Source organism: Azospirillum sp. ST 5-10 (genome assembly GCF_051225715.1).
GTDB lineage: Bacteria > Pseudomonadota > Alphaproteobacteria > Azospirillales > Azospirillaceae > Azospirillum.
On record NZ_JBPJSP010000007.1, the window covers coordinates 33,772 to 49,294 of the forward strand.

Sequence of the window (15,523 nt, forward strand, 5' to 3'; positions counted from 1 at the left end):
GGCCATGCACACCGCACCGCGCGGCCTGTCCCGCCGTGACGCCCTGACGCTCGCCGGGGCGGCCGGTCTGGCCGGCATCGTCACGGTCCACCCCGGACGCCGCGCCTTCGCGGCGTCGGACCGGGCGCTCGATCTCACCGTCGAGCGGACCCGCATCACCATCGACGGCGAGACCAGCGACGCCATCGCCATCGGCGGCTCGATACCGGCGCCGACGCTGCGCTGGCGCGAGGGGGAGGAGGTGGTCGTCCACGTGACCAACCGGCTGGACGAGCCGACCTCCATCCACTGGCACGGCCTGCTGATCGCCGGCGTGATGGACGGCGCCCCCGGCTTCAACGGCTACCGGCCGATCATGCCGGGACAGACCTACACCTACCGCTTCACGCTGCGGCAATCGGGCACCTACTGGTACCACAGCCACTCCGCCTCGCAGGAGCAGGAGGGCATGTACGGCGCCATCGTGATCGAGCCCGCCGAGCGCGACCCGGTGCGCGCCGACCGCGACTACGTGGTCCTGCTCTCCGACCACACGCCGGAGGCGCCCGAGGCGATCCTGCGCAAGCTCAAGGTCAGCGAGGGCTACTACAACAACGACCGGCGGACGCTGGTCGACTTCTTCTGCGACGCCGGCCGCGACGGGCTCGCCGCCACCGTGCGCGACCGGCTCGATTGGGGCGAAATGCGGATGGACGCGACCGACCTCGCCGACGTGACCGGCTACCGTTTCCTGGTCAACGGCAAGGGGCCGCGGGACAACTGGACGGCGGTCTACCGGCCGGGCGAGCGCGTGCGGCTGCGCATCATCAACGGCTCGGCGATGACGATCTTCGACGTCCGCATCCCCGGCCTGCCGATGACCGTCGTGGCCGCCGACGGGCAGAACGTGGTGCCGGTGAAGGTGGACGAGTTCCGCTTCGGCGTCGGCGAGACCTACGACGTCGTCGTCATGCCCGCCGGGGACAAGCCCTTCACGATCTTCGCCGAGCCGATCGACCGCACCGGCTTCGCCCGGGCCACCATCGCGCCTCGCGTGGGAATGGAGGGCGAGATCCCCGAGCGGCGGCCGCGGGCCGTGCTCACCATGGCCGACATGGGGATGGCCCATGGCGGCATGGACCATGGTGCCATGGCCGGGATGGATCAGGGGTCCATGGCCGGGATGGACCACGGGTCCATGGCGGGGATGGACCACGGGGCCATGGCCGGGATGGACCACGGGTCCATGGCCGGGATGGACCATGGTGCCATGCCGGGAATGAATCACGGCGCGGCGGCCGGCGGGGACCGGGCGGTCGGGTGGGCCGACGCCGGGACGCCGCCGGGGGCCAAGGCCCTCTCCTACGCCGATCTGAAATCCTTCCGGGCGGCGAGCCCGCGGGCGCCGTCCCATGAGATCGAGGTCCGGCTGACCGGCATGATGTCCCGCTACGTCTGGACCCTGAACGGCGAGAGGTTCGACGAGGGCGCGCCCATCCGGGTGGCCTACGGCGACCGCGTCCGCATCAGGTTCGTCAACACGACGATGATGGCTCACCCCATGCACCTGCACGGCATGTTCGTGGAACTCGAGAACGGGCAGACGGAGCGGATGCCGAAGAAGCACGTCGTCCTCGTGCCGCCGGGCCAGGTGGTCTCGGTGCAACTGACGGCGGACGAGCCCGGGGAATGGCCGTTCCACTGCCACCTCCTCTACCACATGGCCTCCGGCATGATGACGCGGTTCGTCGTCGAGCCGAGGACGGCGGGGCTCTGATGCGGGGGAGCGGGATGCGAACGACAAAGACGAGCGCGGCGAGGGCCGTGCTGATGGCCGCCGCCGTCCTGGTGCTGCCGGCGGCGTCCGCGTGGGCGGGCGGCGGAGCGCCCGCCGATCACCGGGCCGAGCGGTTCCACGAGGAGCCGCCGATCCTCGCCACGCTTCTCGTCGACCGCCTCGAGCACCGCTGGCGGGACGGCGAGGACTCGGTGGACTGGGAGGTCGAGGGTTGGGTCGGCGGCGACACCGAGAAGCTCCGGTTCTCCAGCGAGGGCAGCAAGCCGGTCGACGGGGCGGTGGAGGAGGCCGAGTTCCAGCTCCTCTACAGCCGCATGGTGTCGGAGTTCTGGGACGCGCAGGTCGGCGTCCGCCACGACGTGCGGCCGGTGCCGCAGACGACCTACGGCGTGCTCGGGGTGGAGGGCGTCGCGCCCTACTTCCTGGACGTGACCGCCCGCCTGTTCGTCAGCGAGGACGGCGACGTCAGCGCCCGCCTGGAGGCGGAGTACGACCTGCTCATCACGCAGAGGCTCGTCCTCCAACCGGTCGCCGAGGTGAACGCCTCGGCGCAGCGCGTGCCGGAGCTCCACGCCGGCCACGGCATCACCGACGTCGAGCTCGGCCTGCGCCTGCGCTACGAGGTCGCCCGGGAGTTCGCCCCCTACGTCGGCGTGACCTGGGAGCGCGCGCTGGGCGAGACCGCCGACATCGCCCGCGGCCACGGCGAGGACCCGAGCGACCTGTCCTTCGTCGCCGGCGTCCGGTTCTGGTTCTAGAGCAAGATCGCTTTTGGCCGATCCGGCAAAAAGCGTGAATCTTGCTCTAAACATTTGAATGTGGACCGAGACCCGGTCGGATCGAACCGATCCGACCGGGGCGCGCCCCGGAATGCCGATTCTGAATATGCCGGTCCTGCGCATGCCGTCAGGGGCGAAGGGCGCCGTGCCGCGTTCATCCATCGGGGGCCGGCCGAAGGCTGCCCAGGCGGCCCGTCGCGTCATCTCGAAGGGGGAGGAAATGAGATCCTACGGTAAGTTCGCGATCATCCTGTCGATCAATCTGGTCGTGATGTTCGTCCTGACGATGGCCTTCATCGAGCGGGCGGACCATTTCTACGTCAATCTCAGCAACTTCTACATGGCGCTGCTGATGCTCGCTCCCATGGCGATGCTCATGCTCGTCCTGATGGGCGGGATGTTCCCGAACAGGACGGTGAACATAGCGCTTCTCGCCGGTTTCGGCCTGCTGTTCGCCGCCGCCCTGTGGCTCGGCCGGGCCGAGATCCTCGTCGGCGACGAGCAGTTCCTGAAGGCGATGATCCCGCACCACTCGCGGGCGATCCTGGTCTGCGAACAGGCGGCGATCACCGATCCGGACATCGTCGAGCTGTGCGGGCAGATCATCGAGTCCCAGCGGCGCGAAATCGCCCGGATGCAGGAGATCCTGACCCGCTATTGAGGGGGGGGCCGCGCCCGGTCGGGTCGGTCAGTTCGGGGCCTGCGACACCTCGACCGGCGCGGCCGGGCCGGCGACGAGGCGGGAGGCGTCGGCGTGCGCCGCGAAGATGGGCGGCGCGACGAGCGCCGGGTGCAGCGGGTGCGCGACCGCCGCCTCGCGGCGATCGGCCGCCACCAGGCGCGACGCGTCGGCGTACACCGCGTAGATCGGCGCGGACAGCAGCGCCGGATGCAGCGGGGTGGCCGCCGGGGCGCCGTCGGCGAGCGCGGCGGGGGCTGCGGACAGGGCGATGGTCGCGACGAGCGCGTGGACGAGCGTCTTCATGATGGTCCTGCGAAGTGCGGAGGGGGCGGATGTGCGGTGGAGCCAATAATCGCTGCGCCGGGCCATGACATCGTCATGGAGCGCCGTCCGATCGGCTCCGCTGCGGAAGCCTGGGCTGACCATACCGCCCTATGCTGCACTGCGCAATGAAATGGTGCTCGTATCATCCCGTGATAATGCTTCACGAACCATCAAGGGAATGCTGAATTCGCTGGGCGCTCAATCATTATCGTCGCAGCGCATGCCACTTATTCGTCGGAATGACTGTCTGTTTTGTGGAGCAATTGTTTGAGGCTCGGCCGGCCCGTCGGCGGTGGCCCCGGCGCTTTCCCGGCCAGCGTCGAAAAAGAACGAGGCGGGCCGCGACCCGCCTCGTGTCCTGCGCCCGCCTCGTGTCCTGCGTCGGAGTCTCGGACCGTGACTCGGCCGGCAGCCGGTCACACGTCCAGGTTCTCCACCTTCAGCGCGTTCTCCTGGATGAAGTCGCGCCGCGGCTCGACGATGTCGCCCATCAGGGTGGAGAAGACCTCCTCCGCCTGGTCGGCGTGGTTGACCCGCACCTGGAGCAGCGAGCGCTTGGCCGGGTCCAGCGTGGTCTCCCAGAGCTGGTCCGGGTTCATCTCGCCCAGCCCCTTGTAGCGCTGGATCGTCACGCCGCGCCGGCCGAGCTCCATCACCGTGTCGAACAGCACCATCGGGCCGCTCAGCGCGCGCACCTCCTTCTGCTTCTCGAAGGCGCGGCCGGGCTCGGCGAAGCTGCGCTTGAGGTCGGCGGCGATGGCGTTGAGCCGGCGCGCCTCGGCGCTGCGCAGGAGGTCGGCGTCGAGGCGGTGGCGGTGGGTCACGCCGCGCCGGGTGCGGATCAGCACGTAGCCGCCCGCGGCCAGCGCCTCGCCGCGCCAGCCGCCCTCGCCGTCGAGGCCGTTCAGGCGCTCGGCCAGCGCCGCCGCCATGGTGGCCGCCGCGGCGGCGGCGTCCTCGGCGGCGAGCTCGGGGGACAGGCCGCCCAGCACCGCGGCCTGCTCCACCACCATGGCGTTGCCGGCCTTGCGCGACAAAGTCTCCAGGGCGGGGCGGGCGCCGCGCGCCTTCTCCACCAGGTCGCGCAGCGCCTCGCCGGTCAACAGGCCGCCGTCGGGGAGCTGCACCGACAGGTCGCCCAGCGCCGCCTCGATCAGGTAGTTCTCCAGCGCCGGATCGTCCTTGAGGTAGCGCTCCTTGGCGTTGCCGCGCTTGATCCGGTAGAGCGGCGGCTGGGCGATGTAGAGATAGCCGCGGTCGATCAGCTCCGGCATCTGCCGGAAGAAGAAGGTCAGCAGCAGGGTGCGGATGTGGCTGCCGTCCACGTCCGCGTCGGTCATGATGATGATCTTGTGGTAGCGCGCCTTCTCGACGTCGAAGCCGTCCTTCTCGTCGCGGCCGATGCCGGTGCCGATGGCGGTGATCAAGGTGCCGATCTCGGCCGAGGACAGCATCTTGTCGGTGCGCGCCCGCTCCACGTTGAGGATCTTGCCGCGCAACGGGAGGATCGCCTGGAACTGGCGCGAGCGGCCCTGCTTGGCCGAGCCGCCGGCGGAATCGCCCTCGACGATGAAGAGCTCCGACCCCGCGGGATCGCGCTCCTGGCAGTCGGCCAGCTTGCCCGGCAGCGAGGCGATGTCGAGGGCGCCCTTGCGCCGCGTCATCTCGCGCGCCTTGCGCGCCGCCTCGCGGGCGGCGGCCGCCTCGACCACCTTCTGCACCACCCGCTTGGCGTCGGCGGGATGCTCCTCGAAGTACTGGGCCAGGCTCTCGCCGACCACCGATTCGACCACCGGCCGGACCTCGGACGACACCAGCTTGTCCTTGGTCTGGCTGGAGAACTTGGGGTCGGGCACCTTCACCGAGAGGACGCAGGTCAGACCCTCGCGGGCGTCGTCGCCCGACAGCGTCACCTTCTCCTTCTTGGCGATGCCGGACTCATTGGCGTAGCTGTTGATCGCCCGGGTCAGCGCCGCGCGCAGGCCGGCCAGGTGGGTGCCGCCGTCCTTCTGCGGGATGTTGTTGGTGAAGCACAGCGTCGTCTCGTGGTAGCTGTCGTTCCACTGCAGCGCGCATTCCACCGTCACCGTGCCGCCGTGCTCGGTCGGCCGCTCGGCGCGCAGGGTGATCGCCGGCTTGTGCAGGGCGACCTTGGAACGGTCGAGCCACTGCACGAAGGCCTCCAGCCCGCCCTCGTAGAACAGCTCGACCGCCTTGGGCTCGACGCCGCGGGCGTCGGTCAGCAGCAGGCGCACGCCGGAATTGAGGAAGGCCAGCTCGCGCAGCCGGTGCTCCAGGGTGGCGAGGTCGAACTCGGTGTTGGAGAAGGTGTCGCGCGACGGCAGGAAGGTCACCTCGGTGCCGGTCAGCGGCTTGCCGCCGTCGACCGCCGGGGCGGCGCCGACGTCGGCCAGGTCGCCCTCGGGCACGCCGTCGTGGAAGCGCACGAACCACTCCCGCCCGCCGCGCCAGATGCGCAGCGCGAGCGTCGAGGACAGCGCGTTCACCACCGACACGCCGACGCCGTGCAGGCCGCCCGACACCTTGTAGGAGTTCTGGTTGAACTTGCCGCCGGCGTGGAGCTGGGTCATCACGACGATCGCCGCCGACACCCCCTCCTCGGGGTGGGTGTCGGTGGGGATGCCGCGGCCGTTGTCGCGCACCGTGACCGAGCCGTCGGCGTTCAGCGTCACCTCGACGGTGTCGCAGTAGCCGGCCAGCGCCTCGTCGATGGCGTTGTCCACGACCTCGTAGACCATGTGGTGCAGGCCCGAGCCGTCATCGGTGTCGCCGATGTACATGCCGGGCCGCTTGCGCACCGCGTCCAGTCCCCGCAGGACCGTGATCGAGCCGGCGCCGTATTCGTCCTGCTGCAGGACGGGTTTCATCGCTTCCTGTGCCATGGGTCTAATCTAACAGAGGTCGGTCCAAATATGGTGTGTCGCGGCGGGGTCGACCGCAGTTTTTTGCGCCGTCGGGCGGATCATTCGGGCATCGCCCGGCCCTCCTCGATGCGGAAGCGGCAGGCGTCGTCGCCGAGCGGCGCGAACACCGCCGCGTCGGTGCCGGTCAGCCAGGCCTGGGAGCCCAGCGCCAGGATCTCGCCGAACAGGGCGTCGCGCCGGTCCTCGTCGAGGTGCGCCGCCACCTCGTCCAGCAGCAGCAGCGGCGCCGCCCCCCGCTCGGCCGCCAGCAGGCGGGCGTTGGCCAGCACGATGGCGATCAGCAGCGCCTTCTGCTCCCCCGTGGAGCACAGGGCGGCCGGCATGTCCTTGGCCTGGTGGCGCACCGCCAGGTCGCTGCGGTGGGGGCCGACGGCCGCCCCGCCGCTCAGCGAATCGTCGCGCCGGCGGGCGCGCAGGGCGGCGCGCAGCGCGTCCTCGGCGACCAGCGCCGGGCCGTCGTCGAGCCAGCCCTCGACCGCCCCCTCGATGTGGAGGCCGGCGCCCGGGAAGGGGCCGACGGCGCGCGCGCAGGCGGCGCGCAGGCGGCGCACGACGTCGCGCCGGGCGGCGGCCACGGCGACGCCGGAGGTCGCCATCGCGTCCTCCAGGCCGGACAGCCAGCCCTCGTCGAAGCGGCCCTCGCGCAGCAGCCGGGCGCGCTCGCGCAGGGCGTGCTCGTAGCGGCTGAGGCGGCCGGCGTGGGCCGGGTCGAAGCCGAACACCAGGCGGTCGAGGAAGCGGCGGCGGCCGCTCGCCCCCTCCAGGAACAGGCGGTCCATCTGCGGCGTCAGCCACACCGCGGCGACGTGCTCGGCCAGCGCCGTCTGGCCCTTGGCGGGGTGGCCGTCGATGCGCACGACGCGGCGGTTGCCGTCGCCGGCGCGCTCGTCGCGGCCGGTGCCGATCTCCACCGGGCCGTTCGGCGTCTCCACCACCGCCGCCACCGCCCAGCCGCCGGCCGTGGCGGCGCCGATGCGCTCCACCTCGGCCAGGGAGGCGCCGCGCAGGCCGCGCCCGGGGGTGAGGAAGCTGACCGCCTCCAACAGGTTGGTCTTGCCCGAGCCGTTGGGGCCCGTCAGCACCACCGGCCGGCGGTCGGGCTCCAGGCGCGCGTGCTCGTAGCTGCGGTAGCGGGTCAGGGTCAACCGCGTGACCGCTAGCGCCACGGGGTGCGCGTCGACGTACGGCGGGGGAACGATCTTCCTGGCTTCCAGCACGGGTTCGCTACCGGTTCGGGAGGGGCGGGGCCCCTGGCCGCGCCGCCCTCGGGGGCGCGGCGGACGGGTGCGGCCGTCACACCCGCATCGGCATCAGGACGTAGAGCGCGGTGCTGTCGGCGACGTCGCGGACGATGGTCGGCGACGCCGCGTCCGCCATGGTGAAGCGGGCGCCCTCGCCTTCGATCTGCTGCGTGATGTCCAGGAGATAGCGAGAGTTGAAGCCGATTTCCAGGGGGCCTTCCTGGTAATTGACCTCCAGCTCCTCCGTCGCGCTGCCGGCTTCCGGGCTGGTCGCCGACAGGGTCAACAGTCCCTTGGCCAGCGACAGCTTCACGGCACGGCTCTTTTCCGTGGAGATGGTGGCGACGCGGTCGACGGCGGCGGCGAACAACTTGGCGTCGACCTCCATCACCTTGTCGTTGCCGACGGGGATGACGCGCTCGTAGTCGGGGAAGGTGCCGTCGATCAGCTTCGAGGTCATGACGATGCTGTCGAAGGAGAAGCGGATCTTGTTCTCCGACAGCGAGACCTCGATGCGGTCGGCCGCCTCGTCGATCAGCTTGCGCACCTCGCCGACGGTCTTGCGCGGCACGATGACGCCGGGGATGCCCTCGCCGCCGTCGGGCAGCGGCATCTCCACCCGGGCCAGCCGGTGGCCGTCGGTGGCGACGGCGCGCAGCACCGGCACCTCGCCGCCGCCGTCGCGGGCGGTCGCCGCGTGCAGGTAGATGCCGTTGAGGTAGTAGCGCGTCTCCTCGGTGGAGATGGCGAAGCGGGTGCGGTCGATCAGCGCCCGCAGGTCGGCGGCCGCCAGCTGGAAGCGGGTGCGCAGGTCGCCGCCCGAGAGCTGCGGGAAGTCCTCCACCGGCAGGCAGCCCAGCTTGAACTGCGAACGCCCCGAGCGCAGGGTCAGCTGCGAGCCGTCGCTGCCCACGTCCAGCTCCACCTGGCTGCCGTCGGGCAGCTTGCGGACGATGTCGTAGAGCGTGTGGGCCGGCGCCGTCGTGCCGCCGTCGCGGCCGACCTGGGCCGGCACCGTCTCGACGATCTCCAGGTCCATGTCGGTGGCGGCCAGCGCCAGCTCGCCGTCGCGCGCCGTCAGCAGGACATTGGACAGGATCGGGATGGTGTTGCGGCGTTCCACCACGCTCTGCACGTGACCGAGGGACCGAAGCAGGGCGGCGCGTTCGATGATGATGTTCATGCGGGTCTTCTGTCTGCGCGGGCTCGTTGGTCCGGAACGGCGCCTCGGCCGGGGGGCGATTCGCCGGAATGTGGGGCCCGACCCGGCGTGGACCGGCTGGATCCGGCGCCGAGCGGGGGCGCAGGATAGCACATCCGCCGCCGTGCCGAACGATTTTGATTCCGCCACGGGGCGCCGCCACGGCCGTTATTCCGGGCGCGCCTCGTGCAGCCGGAGCAGGGCGACGAGGTCGGCGCTCTGCCAGTTGCGCGTGCGCGCCAGCTCCTGCCCCGCCGCGGCGACGACGCGGTCGACGATGGCGCGCTCCGCCGGTCCGATGGGGGCGCCGCCTTCCAGGTGGAAGCGGGCGATTCGCTGCAGCCCCTGGCTCATGGCGCCGATCCACGGCGCCACGCTCTCGCCGACGGCGCCGAGCAGCCGCTCGATTCGCAGGATGTGCGCCATGCGCGCGGCGAGGTCGTCGTCCTCCTCGACCTTGGCCGCCTGCAGGAAGGCCTTGCCGGCGTCGTCCAGCACCCGGGCGCGGAAGGCCTGCAGCTCCGGCGTGGCGTAGCCGGCGGCGTCGAGGGTCGTCCCCCAGGACCACACGCAGGCCAGCAGCCACGCCACGTCGTCGTGGTCGGGCGCCGGGGCGTGGCGGGCGCGCACGGCGGCGTGCACCCGCTCCGCCAGCAGCGGCAGGACGGTGCCGGTCAGGGCCTGCGCCGCCTCGGCCAGCCGGGGGCGGACGCGCGGGCCGACGTGGCGGCTGGCCAGCAGGCCGCCGGCCGACAGGGCGGCCAGCGACCGGTCGAGGCGGGTCAGGGACTCGGCCAGCGCCTCGCGCACCGGGCGCGGCAGGGACACCGCGGGGGCGGCGCGCCGGTCGACGCCGCCGAACGCCACCCGCACCGTCTCCGCCAGGGCGGCGCAGCAGGCGGCGAAGTGGCCGAACAGCGCCTGGTGCAGCGGGTGGTTCTCGCTGACCGCCGGGCCGCCGTACTCGCGCACGTAGCGCTGCGTCACGTCGTAACGCCGCTTCACGTTCAGCGCCATCAGCGGCGGCAGCCAGACCAGCGGGTCCTCGTAGTCGCGGTTGGGGCAGAGGCCGCGCAGCTCGCGCATCTGGCCGAGGATCAGCGCCGCCTGGCCGTCGACCTCGGCGTGGCGGCGCCCGCCCGCGTCCGGCGTGTCCGACAGGTCGAGGCGCATGCGGTCGAGCGCGCGCAGCAGCGGCTCGCCCTCCTCCAGCACGGCCCGCACGAAGGCCAGCAGCCGCAGGTCGATGGGGGCCTTGGCGGCGAGGTGCGGCGCGCGCCGGCGGGCGTCGGCCAGCGCCTCGCGGTTGGCGACCGTCAGGAAGTCCTCGGCCATCCGGCGGTGGGTCGGCAGCAGCGCCAGATGGTCGGCGGCGGCGCGGCGCATGCGCTCGCGCATCGCCATCGCCTCCGGCCCCGTCAGCACGCGGTCGAGCAGCGCGTGCTCGGCCATGCGGTCCAGGCGGTCCTGCACCTCCATCGCCAGCTTGGGGAAGGCGAAGCGGCTCAGCGCCTGCCAGACGCCGCCGATGTCGACGCGCTGCACCAGGCCGGGCACCGGGTCGCGGGCGTGATAGAGGATCGGGTCGTCGACCAGCAGCGGTTCGAACAGGCTGGTGAACAGGCGGCGCGCCTTGAACGGGCGCAGGCGGTTGAACTGCTCGACCAGCGCCTCGCGCAGCATCCGCGCGCGGCCGCTGCGCTGCCGGCCGCCGGCGTCGATCTCGTCGATCACGGCACGGATGGCGTGACGGGGAATGCGCCCGACCAGGTCGTCGATGCGCCGCAGCAGCTCGGGGTCGGCGCGCGCGCCGGCGCCGGCCCCGCCGGCGGGGACGTCGTGGACCGGGGCTCCGGCGCCCTTGCTCATCCGTGCTGGCCCATGGTCGCGCGGTCTGCTGGCTGGTGGGCGAACATCATCGACGGCGATCATTCTATGCGGGCAAGGCCGGCCCGGCGATACGGCGTCTTGTCGCAAACCCTGCGATCGTCCGATCAATACTCACGTATGCAGCGCCAATACTGCGGTATGCCGGGCAGGCCGCGCCGGTCCGGTTCATGGCCGGCGGCGGGAAGCGTACGGGATGTGTGGAAGAAATTTTGTTTCATTTTTGCTGAAAGATCTGAAAACGGCAAACCAGCCAATTGAGATTTCTAGGATAAATTTGTGATCATTGCCAAGATCGGTGCGAATATATGCAGTATTCGTTAACCGTTGTTTCATTTTTAACATGCCAATCTCCGGACCCTACCCGGGAGGCCGAGCGATGCGAGACAACGGACCGATCACCAACCGCGAGATCGAGCTTCCCGAAGGGGCGCTGCTGGTGACGCGGACCGATCCCCAGGGACGGCTCACCTTCGTCAACGAGGCGTTCGTCGCGGTCAGCGGCTTCACGGAAGCGGAGCTGATCGGCGCGCCGCACAACGTCGTGCGCCACCCGCACATGCCCAAGGAGGCGTTCGCCGACCTGTGGGCCACCATCAAGGCGGGCCGCCCCTGGGAAGGACTGGTGAAGAACCGGGCGAAGAACGGCGACCATTACTGGGTGCACGCCAACGTCACGCCGGTCGTCGAGGACGGCCGGGTCGTCGGGTTCGTCTCCATCCGCTCCAAGCCGACCCGCGAGCAGGTCGCGCAGGCGGAGCGGGCCTACCAAGCGATGCGCGAGGGCAGCGCCGGCCGTCTCGGCCTGCGCGACGGCGAGCTGACCGACACCAGCCTGCGGGGGCGGGCGCTCACGGCGCTGCGGAGCGTCGCCGGCCGGCTGGCGGCGGCGTTCGCGGTGCTGATCGCGATCATGGCGGCGGTCGGCTGGGTCGGCATGTCCGGCATGAAGGAGACCAACGACGGCCTGCGCACGGTCTACCAGGACAACCTGGTCCCGGTGGAGCGGCTCGGCACCGTCCTCACCGCCTTCCAGCGCAGCCTGCTCGACCTGTCGCTGATGGTCACCGACCTGCACGCCGACGGGATCGGGCAATCGGTGGACGCGCGCGCCCGGTCGGTCACGGACGACCTCGCCCGCCTGGAGGCGGCCTGGAGCGAATTCCGCACGTCGCGCCTGACGGCGGACGAGGAGGCGCTGGCCCGGCGCTTCGAGGAGCGCAAGCGGCACCTGCTCCGCGACGGGTTCGAGCCGGCGGTGGCGCTGGCGCGTCAAGGCGACGCCGGGGCCCTGGAGGCGCACCTGCGGTCCAAGCTGCTGCCGCCCTTCGAGGAGGCCCGCGCCGATCTGGACGCCCTGTCGGACCTGCAGGTCCGCGACGCCGAGGCCCTCTACCGGGAGGCGGAGGCGCATTTCCGCCACGACCTGATCGTGGCGGTTGCGGTGGCCGGAGCCGGCCTGCTGACGGCCGTCGCCTTCGCGGTCACCCTGCTCGCCTTCCTGAAGCGCCTCCTGAAGCGCCAGGAGGTGCATTTCGACGCCATCGAGCGCGACGACTTCCAGCACGTCATCGAGACTCCGGCGGCGTCGGAGTTCTGGCGGATGACGACGCTGCTGCGGACCATGCGGGCCAAGCTGGCCTACGCCGTCCAGGACCGGGCGGAGCGGCAGAAGCTGGCCGAGGTGGAGCGCCGGCGCGCGCTGCAGACCCTCGCCGACCGCTTCCAGACGGAGGTCGGCCAGGTCGTCGAGGCCGTCGCCAGCGCGGCCGAGCAGATCCACGACATTTCCGGCGGCATGGCGCAGCGCCAGGAGACCGGGGCGTCGCGATCGCTGACCGTCGCCAACGCGGCGGGCGCCACCAACGAGCGCATCCAGGGCCTGGCCGCGGCGGCGGAGGAGCTCGCCAGCTCGATCGCCGAGATCTCGCGCCAGGTCACCACGGCGGCGGCGACGAGCCAGTCGGGCGTGGCCGACGTCGACGGGGCGGCGGCGCAGATCGAGCGGCTGGCCGCGGCGGCGGGCGAGATCGGCCAGGTGGTCAAGCTGATCGGCGACGTCGCCTCGCAGACCAACCTGCTGGCGTTGAACGCCACCATCGAGGCGGCGCGCGCCGGCGAGGCCGGCAAGGGCTTCGCCGTCGTCGCCTCCGAGGTCAAGAGCCTGGCCAACCAGACCGCCAGGGCGACCGAGCAGATCGCGCAGCGGATCGCCGCCATCCAGGCCGAGACCGCGTCGGCGGTGGACGCCTTCGATCGCGTCCGCCGCGTCGTCACCTCGGTGAACGAGATCTCCGCCAGCATCGCCGCCGCCATCGAGGAGCAGAACGCGGTGACGGTGGAGATCACCCGCAACGTCAGCGGCGTGACCGACGACATGGGGCGGGTCAGCGGCAGCATCGCCCAGGTCACCATGGGCGCCATCCAGTCCGGAGCCGGCGCCATCGACGTCCTGTGGTCCGCCGACACCCTGCGGGGCGCCTCGCAACGGCTGACCGAGGCCTCCTCCCGCTTCGTCTCCAACGTCCGCGCCCAAGCCTGAGACCGTCCCATGGCCCTCGAACACACCATCGCCCGCTCCGGCACCTCCCTGACGGTCCGCCTGTCCGGCAACTTCACCTTCGCCGAGAACGGCACCTTCCGCCGGGTCGTCGAGGAGGTGACCGCCGCCGCGCCGTCCGACGTCGCCGTCGACCTGTCCGGCCTGCGCACCGTCGATTCGGCGGGGCTGAGCATGCTGGTCCTGCTGCGCGAGCGGCTGCAGCGCTCGGGGGCGACGATGGCGCTGCACCGGCCGCCGCCGCAGATCGACCGAATCCTCGCCGTCGTCGACTTCGGCGCGCTGTTCGCCATCGTCCGCTGACGCGCCGCACCGGCATGCGCGGCGACACGCCCGCCCTCCTCCTGGTGCCGGCGGCGGTGACCGCGGCGCCGGCGCTGGCCGCGATCCTGGCGGGCGCCGACCGCCCGGTGTGGGACACCGCCGTCCCCGCGCACTGGGCGGCGCAGGCGGCCCGGTGCTGGCCGCCGCGGGCCCCGTTCGCCGCCGTCCTGACGGCGCGCGCGGCGTGCCGGGACGGCGTCGTGCCGGCGGTGGTCGCCTGGGCCGCGGCGCGCGGCCACCTGGCGGAGAGCGACCGCCTTGCCGCCGAGACGGCGCTCAGCGATGCCCTCGCCAACGCCGTCCTCCACGGCAGCCTGGAGCTGCCGGGCCGGGACCGCTTCGGCGCGTCGCTCGACGCCCATTTCGAGGCGGTCGCCGAGCGCCTCGCCAGCGACGCCTACGGGCTGCGGCCGGTCGGGCTGACCTGGCGGCCGGCGGGACGGCTGCTGCTGATCCACGTCGACGACGTCGGCCCGGGCTATGCGCCGCCGCCGCACCCCGCGCTCGTGCCGCCGACCGCCCTGTCCGGGCGCGGGCACCTCGTCATGGCGACGACCGCCCGGCGGGTGCGCCGCAGTCGCGGCGGCCGGCGCACCACGCTGGGCTTCCGCCGTGCCTGAGCTGGCCGCCGCCGTCGCGGACGCCCTCATCCTGGTCGTCGACGACGAGCCGCTGCACCGCCGGCTGCTGGAGGCGCTGCTGCACAAGGGCGGATTCCGGCGGGTCGTCTGCGCGGCGGACGGCGCGGCGGCCCTCGCGCTCCTGGACACCTGCACGCCCGCCTGCTTCCTGCTGGACGTCGTCATGCCCGGCTTCGACGGGTTCGAGCTGTGCCGCCGCCTGCGGGTCGATCCGCGCTTCGTCCAGACGCCGGTGATCATGCAGACGGCGCTGACCGGCGTCGACCACCGCCGGGCGGCCTTCGCCGCCGGCGCGTCCGACGTCGTCGCCAAGCCGTTCGACGCCACCGAGCTGACCGCGCGGGTGCGGGTCCACGTGTCGTCCGCCGTGCTGGCGGCCGGGTTGCTGGCCTACCGCGAACGGGTGGAGGCGGAGCTGGACGAGGCCCGGGCGCTCGCCGAGACCGTCCTGCCCCAGCCGGCGGCCCTCGCCGACCTGGCCGTCCGCGGCGTCGCCCTGAGCCACGCCTACCGGCCGAGCTCGGCGGTCGGCGGCGACTACTGGAGTGCCTGGCCGATCGGCGACGGCCGGGTGGCGCTGATGGTCGGCGACATTTCCGGCCACGGCGTGCCGGCGGCGCTGCGGATGTTCGCGCTGCACACCCTGGTGACCCCGCCACCGCCCTTCGCCGCCGACCCCGAGGCGATGGCGTGCCACCTCGACGCCCGGCTGCACGCCTACGGCCGCGATCACGCCCACTACGTCGCCGGCGGCTACGGCGTCCTCGACGTCGCCGGCGGCACCTTCCGCTACGTCGGGGCGGGCTTCCGCAACGGCCTGATCCTGCGGCGCGACGGCGCCCTCGACTGGGTCCCCCTGTCGGGTCTGCCGTTCGGTCTGACCGTCGGCACGCGGCGGCCGCTGCGCGAGGTGGCGCTGGTCCCCGGCGACACGCTGATCCTCTACAGCGACGCCCTGGTGGAATGCCGCGGCGTCGACGGCGCGCCGCAGAGCGAGGAGGAGCTGCGCCGCTGGCTGCGGCGGCGGCTCGACGCGGGGGCGCCGGCGGACGACCTGGCGGGGTGGATGGGGAGGGAGTTCCTGCACCGCTTCGGCCCGGGGGTGGAGGACGACCTGATGATCGTCGCCGCCCGCCTGGAGCCGCCGGCGGCGGCCCGCTGA

Annotated in this window: 12 protein-coding genes; 7 read left to right on the top strand and 5 right to left on the bottom strand. The window is 72.3% G+C overall.

Annotated features, from left to right (window positions below; all coding sequences use genetic code 11):
* Positions 1-4 precede the first annotated feature (4 nt).
* From ACSBPG_RS10330 to ACSBPG_RS10340, 3 genes are all read left to right on the top strand, one after another.
* On the top strand, positions 5-1,756 hold the full coding sequence (locus ACSBPG_RS10330; RefSeq protein ID WP_435537074.1) for a copper resistance system multicopper oxidase: 1,752 nt from the start codon (positions 5-7) through the stop codon (positions 1,754-1,756).
* A 53-nt stretch (positions 1,757-1,809) separates the two neighbouring features.
* Complete coding sequence (locus ACSBPG_RS10335; RefSeq protein WP_435537075.1) at positions 1,810-2,535, top strand: copper resistance protein B; 726 nt, start codon at positions 1,810-1,812, stop codon at positions 2,533-2,535.
* A 241-nt stretch (positions 2,536-2,776) separates the two neighbouring features.
* The gene (locus ACSBPG_RS10340; protein WP_435537076.1) at positions 2,777-3,217 is read left to right on the top strand and encodes a DUF305 domain-containing protein; all 441 of its coding nucleotides are present in this window, start codon (positions 2,777-2,779) and stop codon (positions 3,215-3,217) included.
* Between the two features lie 27 nt (positions 3,218-3,244).
* On the opposite strand, the gene ACSBPG_RS10345 is transcribed toward ACSBPG_RS10340, so the two are convergent.
* The 5 genes from ACSBPG_RS10345 to ACSBPG_RS10365 all read right to left on the bottom strand — a co-directional run bounded on the left by ACSBPG_RS10345 (position 3,245) and on the right by ACSBPG_RS10365 (position 10,818).
* Entirely contained in the window at positions 3,245-3,541 is a 297-nt protein-coding gene (locus tag ACSBPG_RS10345) for a hypothetical protein (RefSeq protein WP_435537077.1), read from the bottom strand.
* Between the two features lie 437 nt (positions 3,542-3,978).
* Positions 3,979-6,465 carry a DNA topoisomerase (ATP-hydrolyzing) subunit B gene (gyrB, locus tag ACSBPG_RS10350; protein WP_435537078.1) on the bottom strand — a complete coding sequence of 829 codons (2,487 nt, stop codon included), beginning with the start codon at positions 6,463-6,465 and terminating at the stop codon, positions 3,979-3,981.
* Positions 6,466-6,545: 80 nt separating this feature from the next.
* Entirely contained in the window at positions 6,546-7,721 is a 1,176-nt protein-coding gene (recF, locus tag ACSBPG_RS10355) for a DNA replication/repair protein RecF (RefSeq protein WP_435537252.1), read from the bottom strand.
* Positions 7,722-7,800: 79 nt separating this feature from the next.
* A complete protein-coding gene (gene dnaN / locus ACSBPG_RS10360) occupies positions 7,801-8,931 on the bottom strand; it encodes a DNA polymerase III subunit beta (protein ID WP_435537079.1) in 1,131 nt (376 codons plus the stop codon).
* Between the two features lie 186 nt (positions 8,932-9,117).
* Entirely contained in the window at positions 9,118-10,818 is a 1,701-nt protein-coding gene (locus ACSBPG_RS10365) for a hypothetical protein (protein ID WP_435537080.1), read from the bottom strand.
* Positions 10,819-11,215: 397 nt separating this feature from the next.
* Here ACSBPG_RS10365 and ACSBPG_RS10370 point away from each other — a divergent pair, with 397 nt between their 5' ends.
* The 4 genes from ACSBPG_RS10370 to ACSBPG_RS10385 are packed head-to-tail and all read left to right on the top strand — an operon-like array spanning position 11,216 to position 15,523.
* Complete coding sequence (locus ACSBPG_RS10370; RefSeq protein WP_435537081.1) at positions 11,216-13,378, top strand: methyl-accepting chemotaxis protein; 2,163 nt, start codon at positions 11,216-11,218, stop codon at positions 13,376-13,378.
* Positions 13,379-13,387: 9 nt separating this feature from the next.
* Positions 13,388-13,699: an STAS domain-containing protein gene (locus ACSBPG_RS10375; protein WP_435537082.1), complete on the top strand. Its 312-nt coding sequence runs from the start codon at positions 13,388-13,390 to the stop codon at positions 13,697-13,699.
* A gap of 14 nt (positions 13,700-13,713) precedes the next feature.
* Positions 13,714-14,340: an ATP-binding protein gene (locus ACSBPG_RS10380; protein WP_435537083.1), complete on the top strand. Its 627-nt coding sequence runs from the start codon at positions 13,714-13,716 to the stop codon at positions 14,338-14,340.
* Positions 14,333-15,523 (top strand): PP2C family protein-serine/threonine phosphatase, encoded by a 1,191-nt coding sequence (locus ACSBPG_RS10385; protein WP_435537084.1) that lies wholly within the window; start codon positions 14,333-14,335, stop codon positions 15,521-15,523. The genes ACSBPG_RS10380 and ACSBPG_RS10385 overlap by 8 nt, the downstream gene beginning before the upstream one ends.

Bases quoted from the DNA above. Each gene is read 5' to 3' on its own strand.
- ACSBPG_RS10370 (WP_435537081.1), top strand. From the start codon at position 11,216: ATGCGAGACAACGGACCGATCACCAACCGCGAGATCGAGCTTCCCGAA.
- ACSBPG_RS10375 (WP_435537082.1), top strand. From the start codon at position 13,388: ATGGCCCTCGAACACACCATCGCCCGCTCCGGCACCTCCCTGACGGTC.
- ACSBPG_RS10330 (WP_435537074.1), top strand. From the start codon at position 5: ATGCACACCGCACCGCGCGGCCTGTCCCGCCGTGACGCCCTGACGCTC.
- dnaN (WP_435537079.1), bottom strand. From the start codon at position 8,931: ATGAACATCATCATCGAACGCGCCGCCCTGCTTCGGTCCCTCGGTCAC.
- ACSBPG_RS10380 (WP_435537083.1), top strand. From the start codon at position 13,714: ATGCGCGGCGACACGCCCGCCCTCCTCCTGGTGCCGGCGGCGGTGACC.
- gyrB (WP_435537078.1), bottom strand. From the start codon at position 6,465: ATGGCACAGGAAGCGATGAAACCCGTCCTGCAGCAGGACGAATACGGC.
- ACSBPG_RS10365 (WP_435537080.1), bottom strand. From the start codon at position 10,818: ATGAGCAAGGGCGCCGGAGCCCCGGTCCACGACGTCCCCGCCGGCGGG.
- ACSBPG_RS10340 (WP_435537076.1), top strand. From the start codon at position 2,777: ATGAGATCCTACGGTAAGTTCGCGATCATCCTGTCGATCAATCTGGTC.
- ACSBPG_RS10335 (WP_435537075.1), top strand. From the start codon at position 1,810: ATGGCCGCCGCCGTCCTGGTGCTGCCGGCGGCGTCCGCGTGGGCGGGC.
- ACSBPG_RS10345 (WP_435537077.1), bottom strand. From the start codon at position 3,541: ATGAAGACGCTCGTCCACGCGCTCGTCGCGACCATCGCCCTGTCCGCA.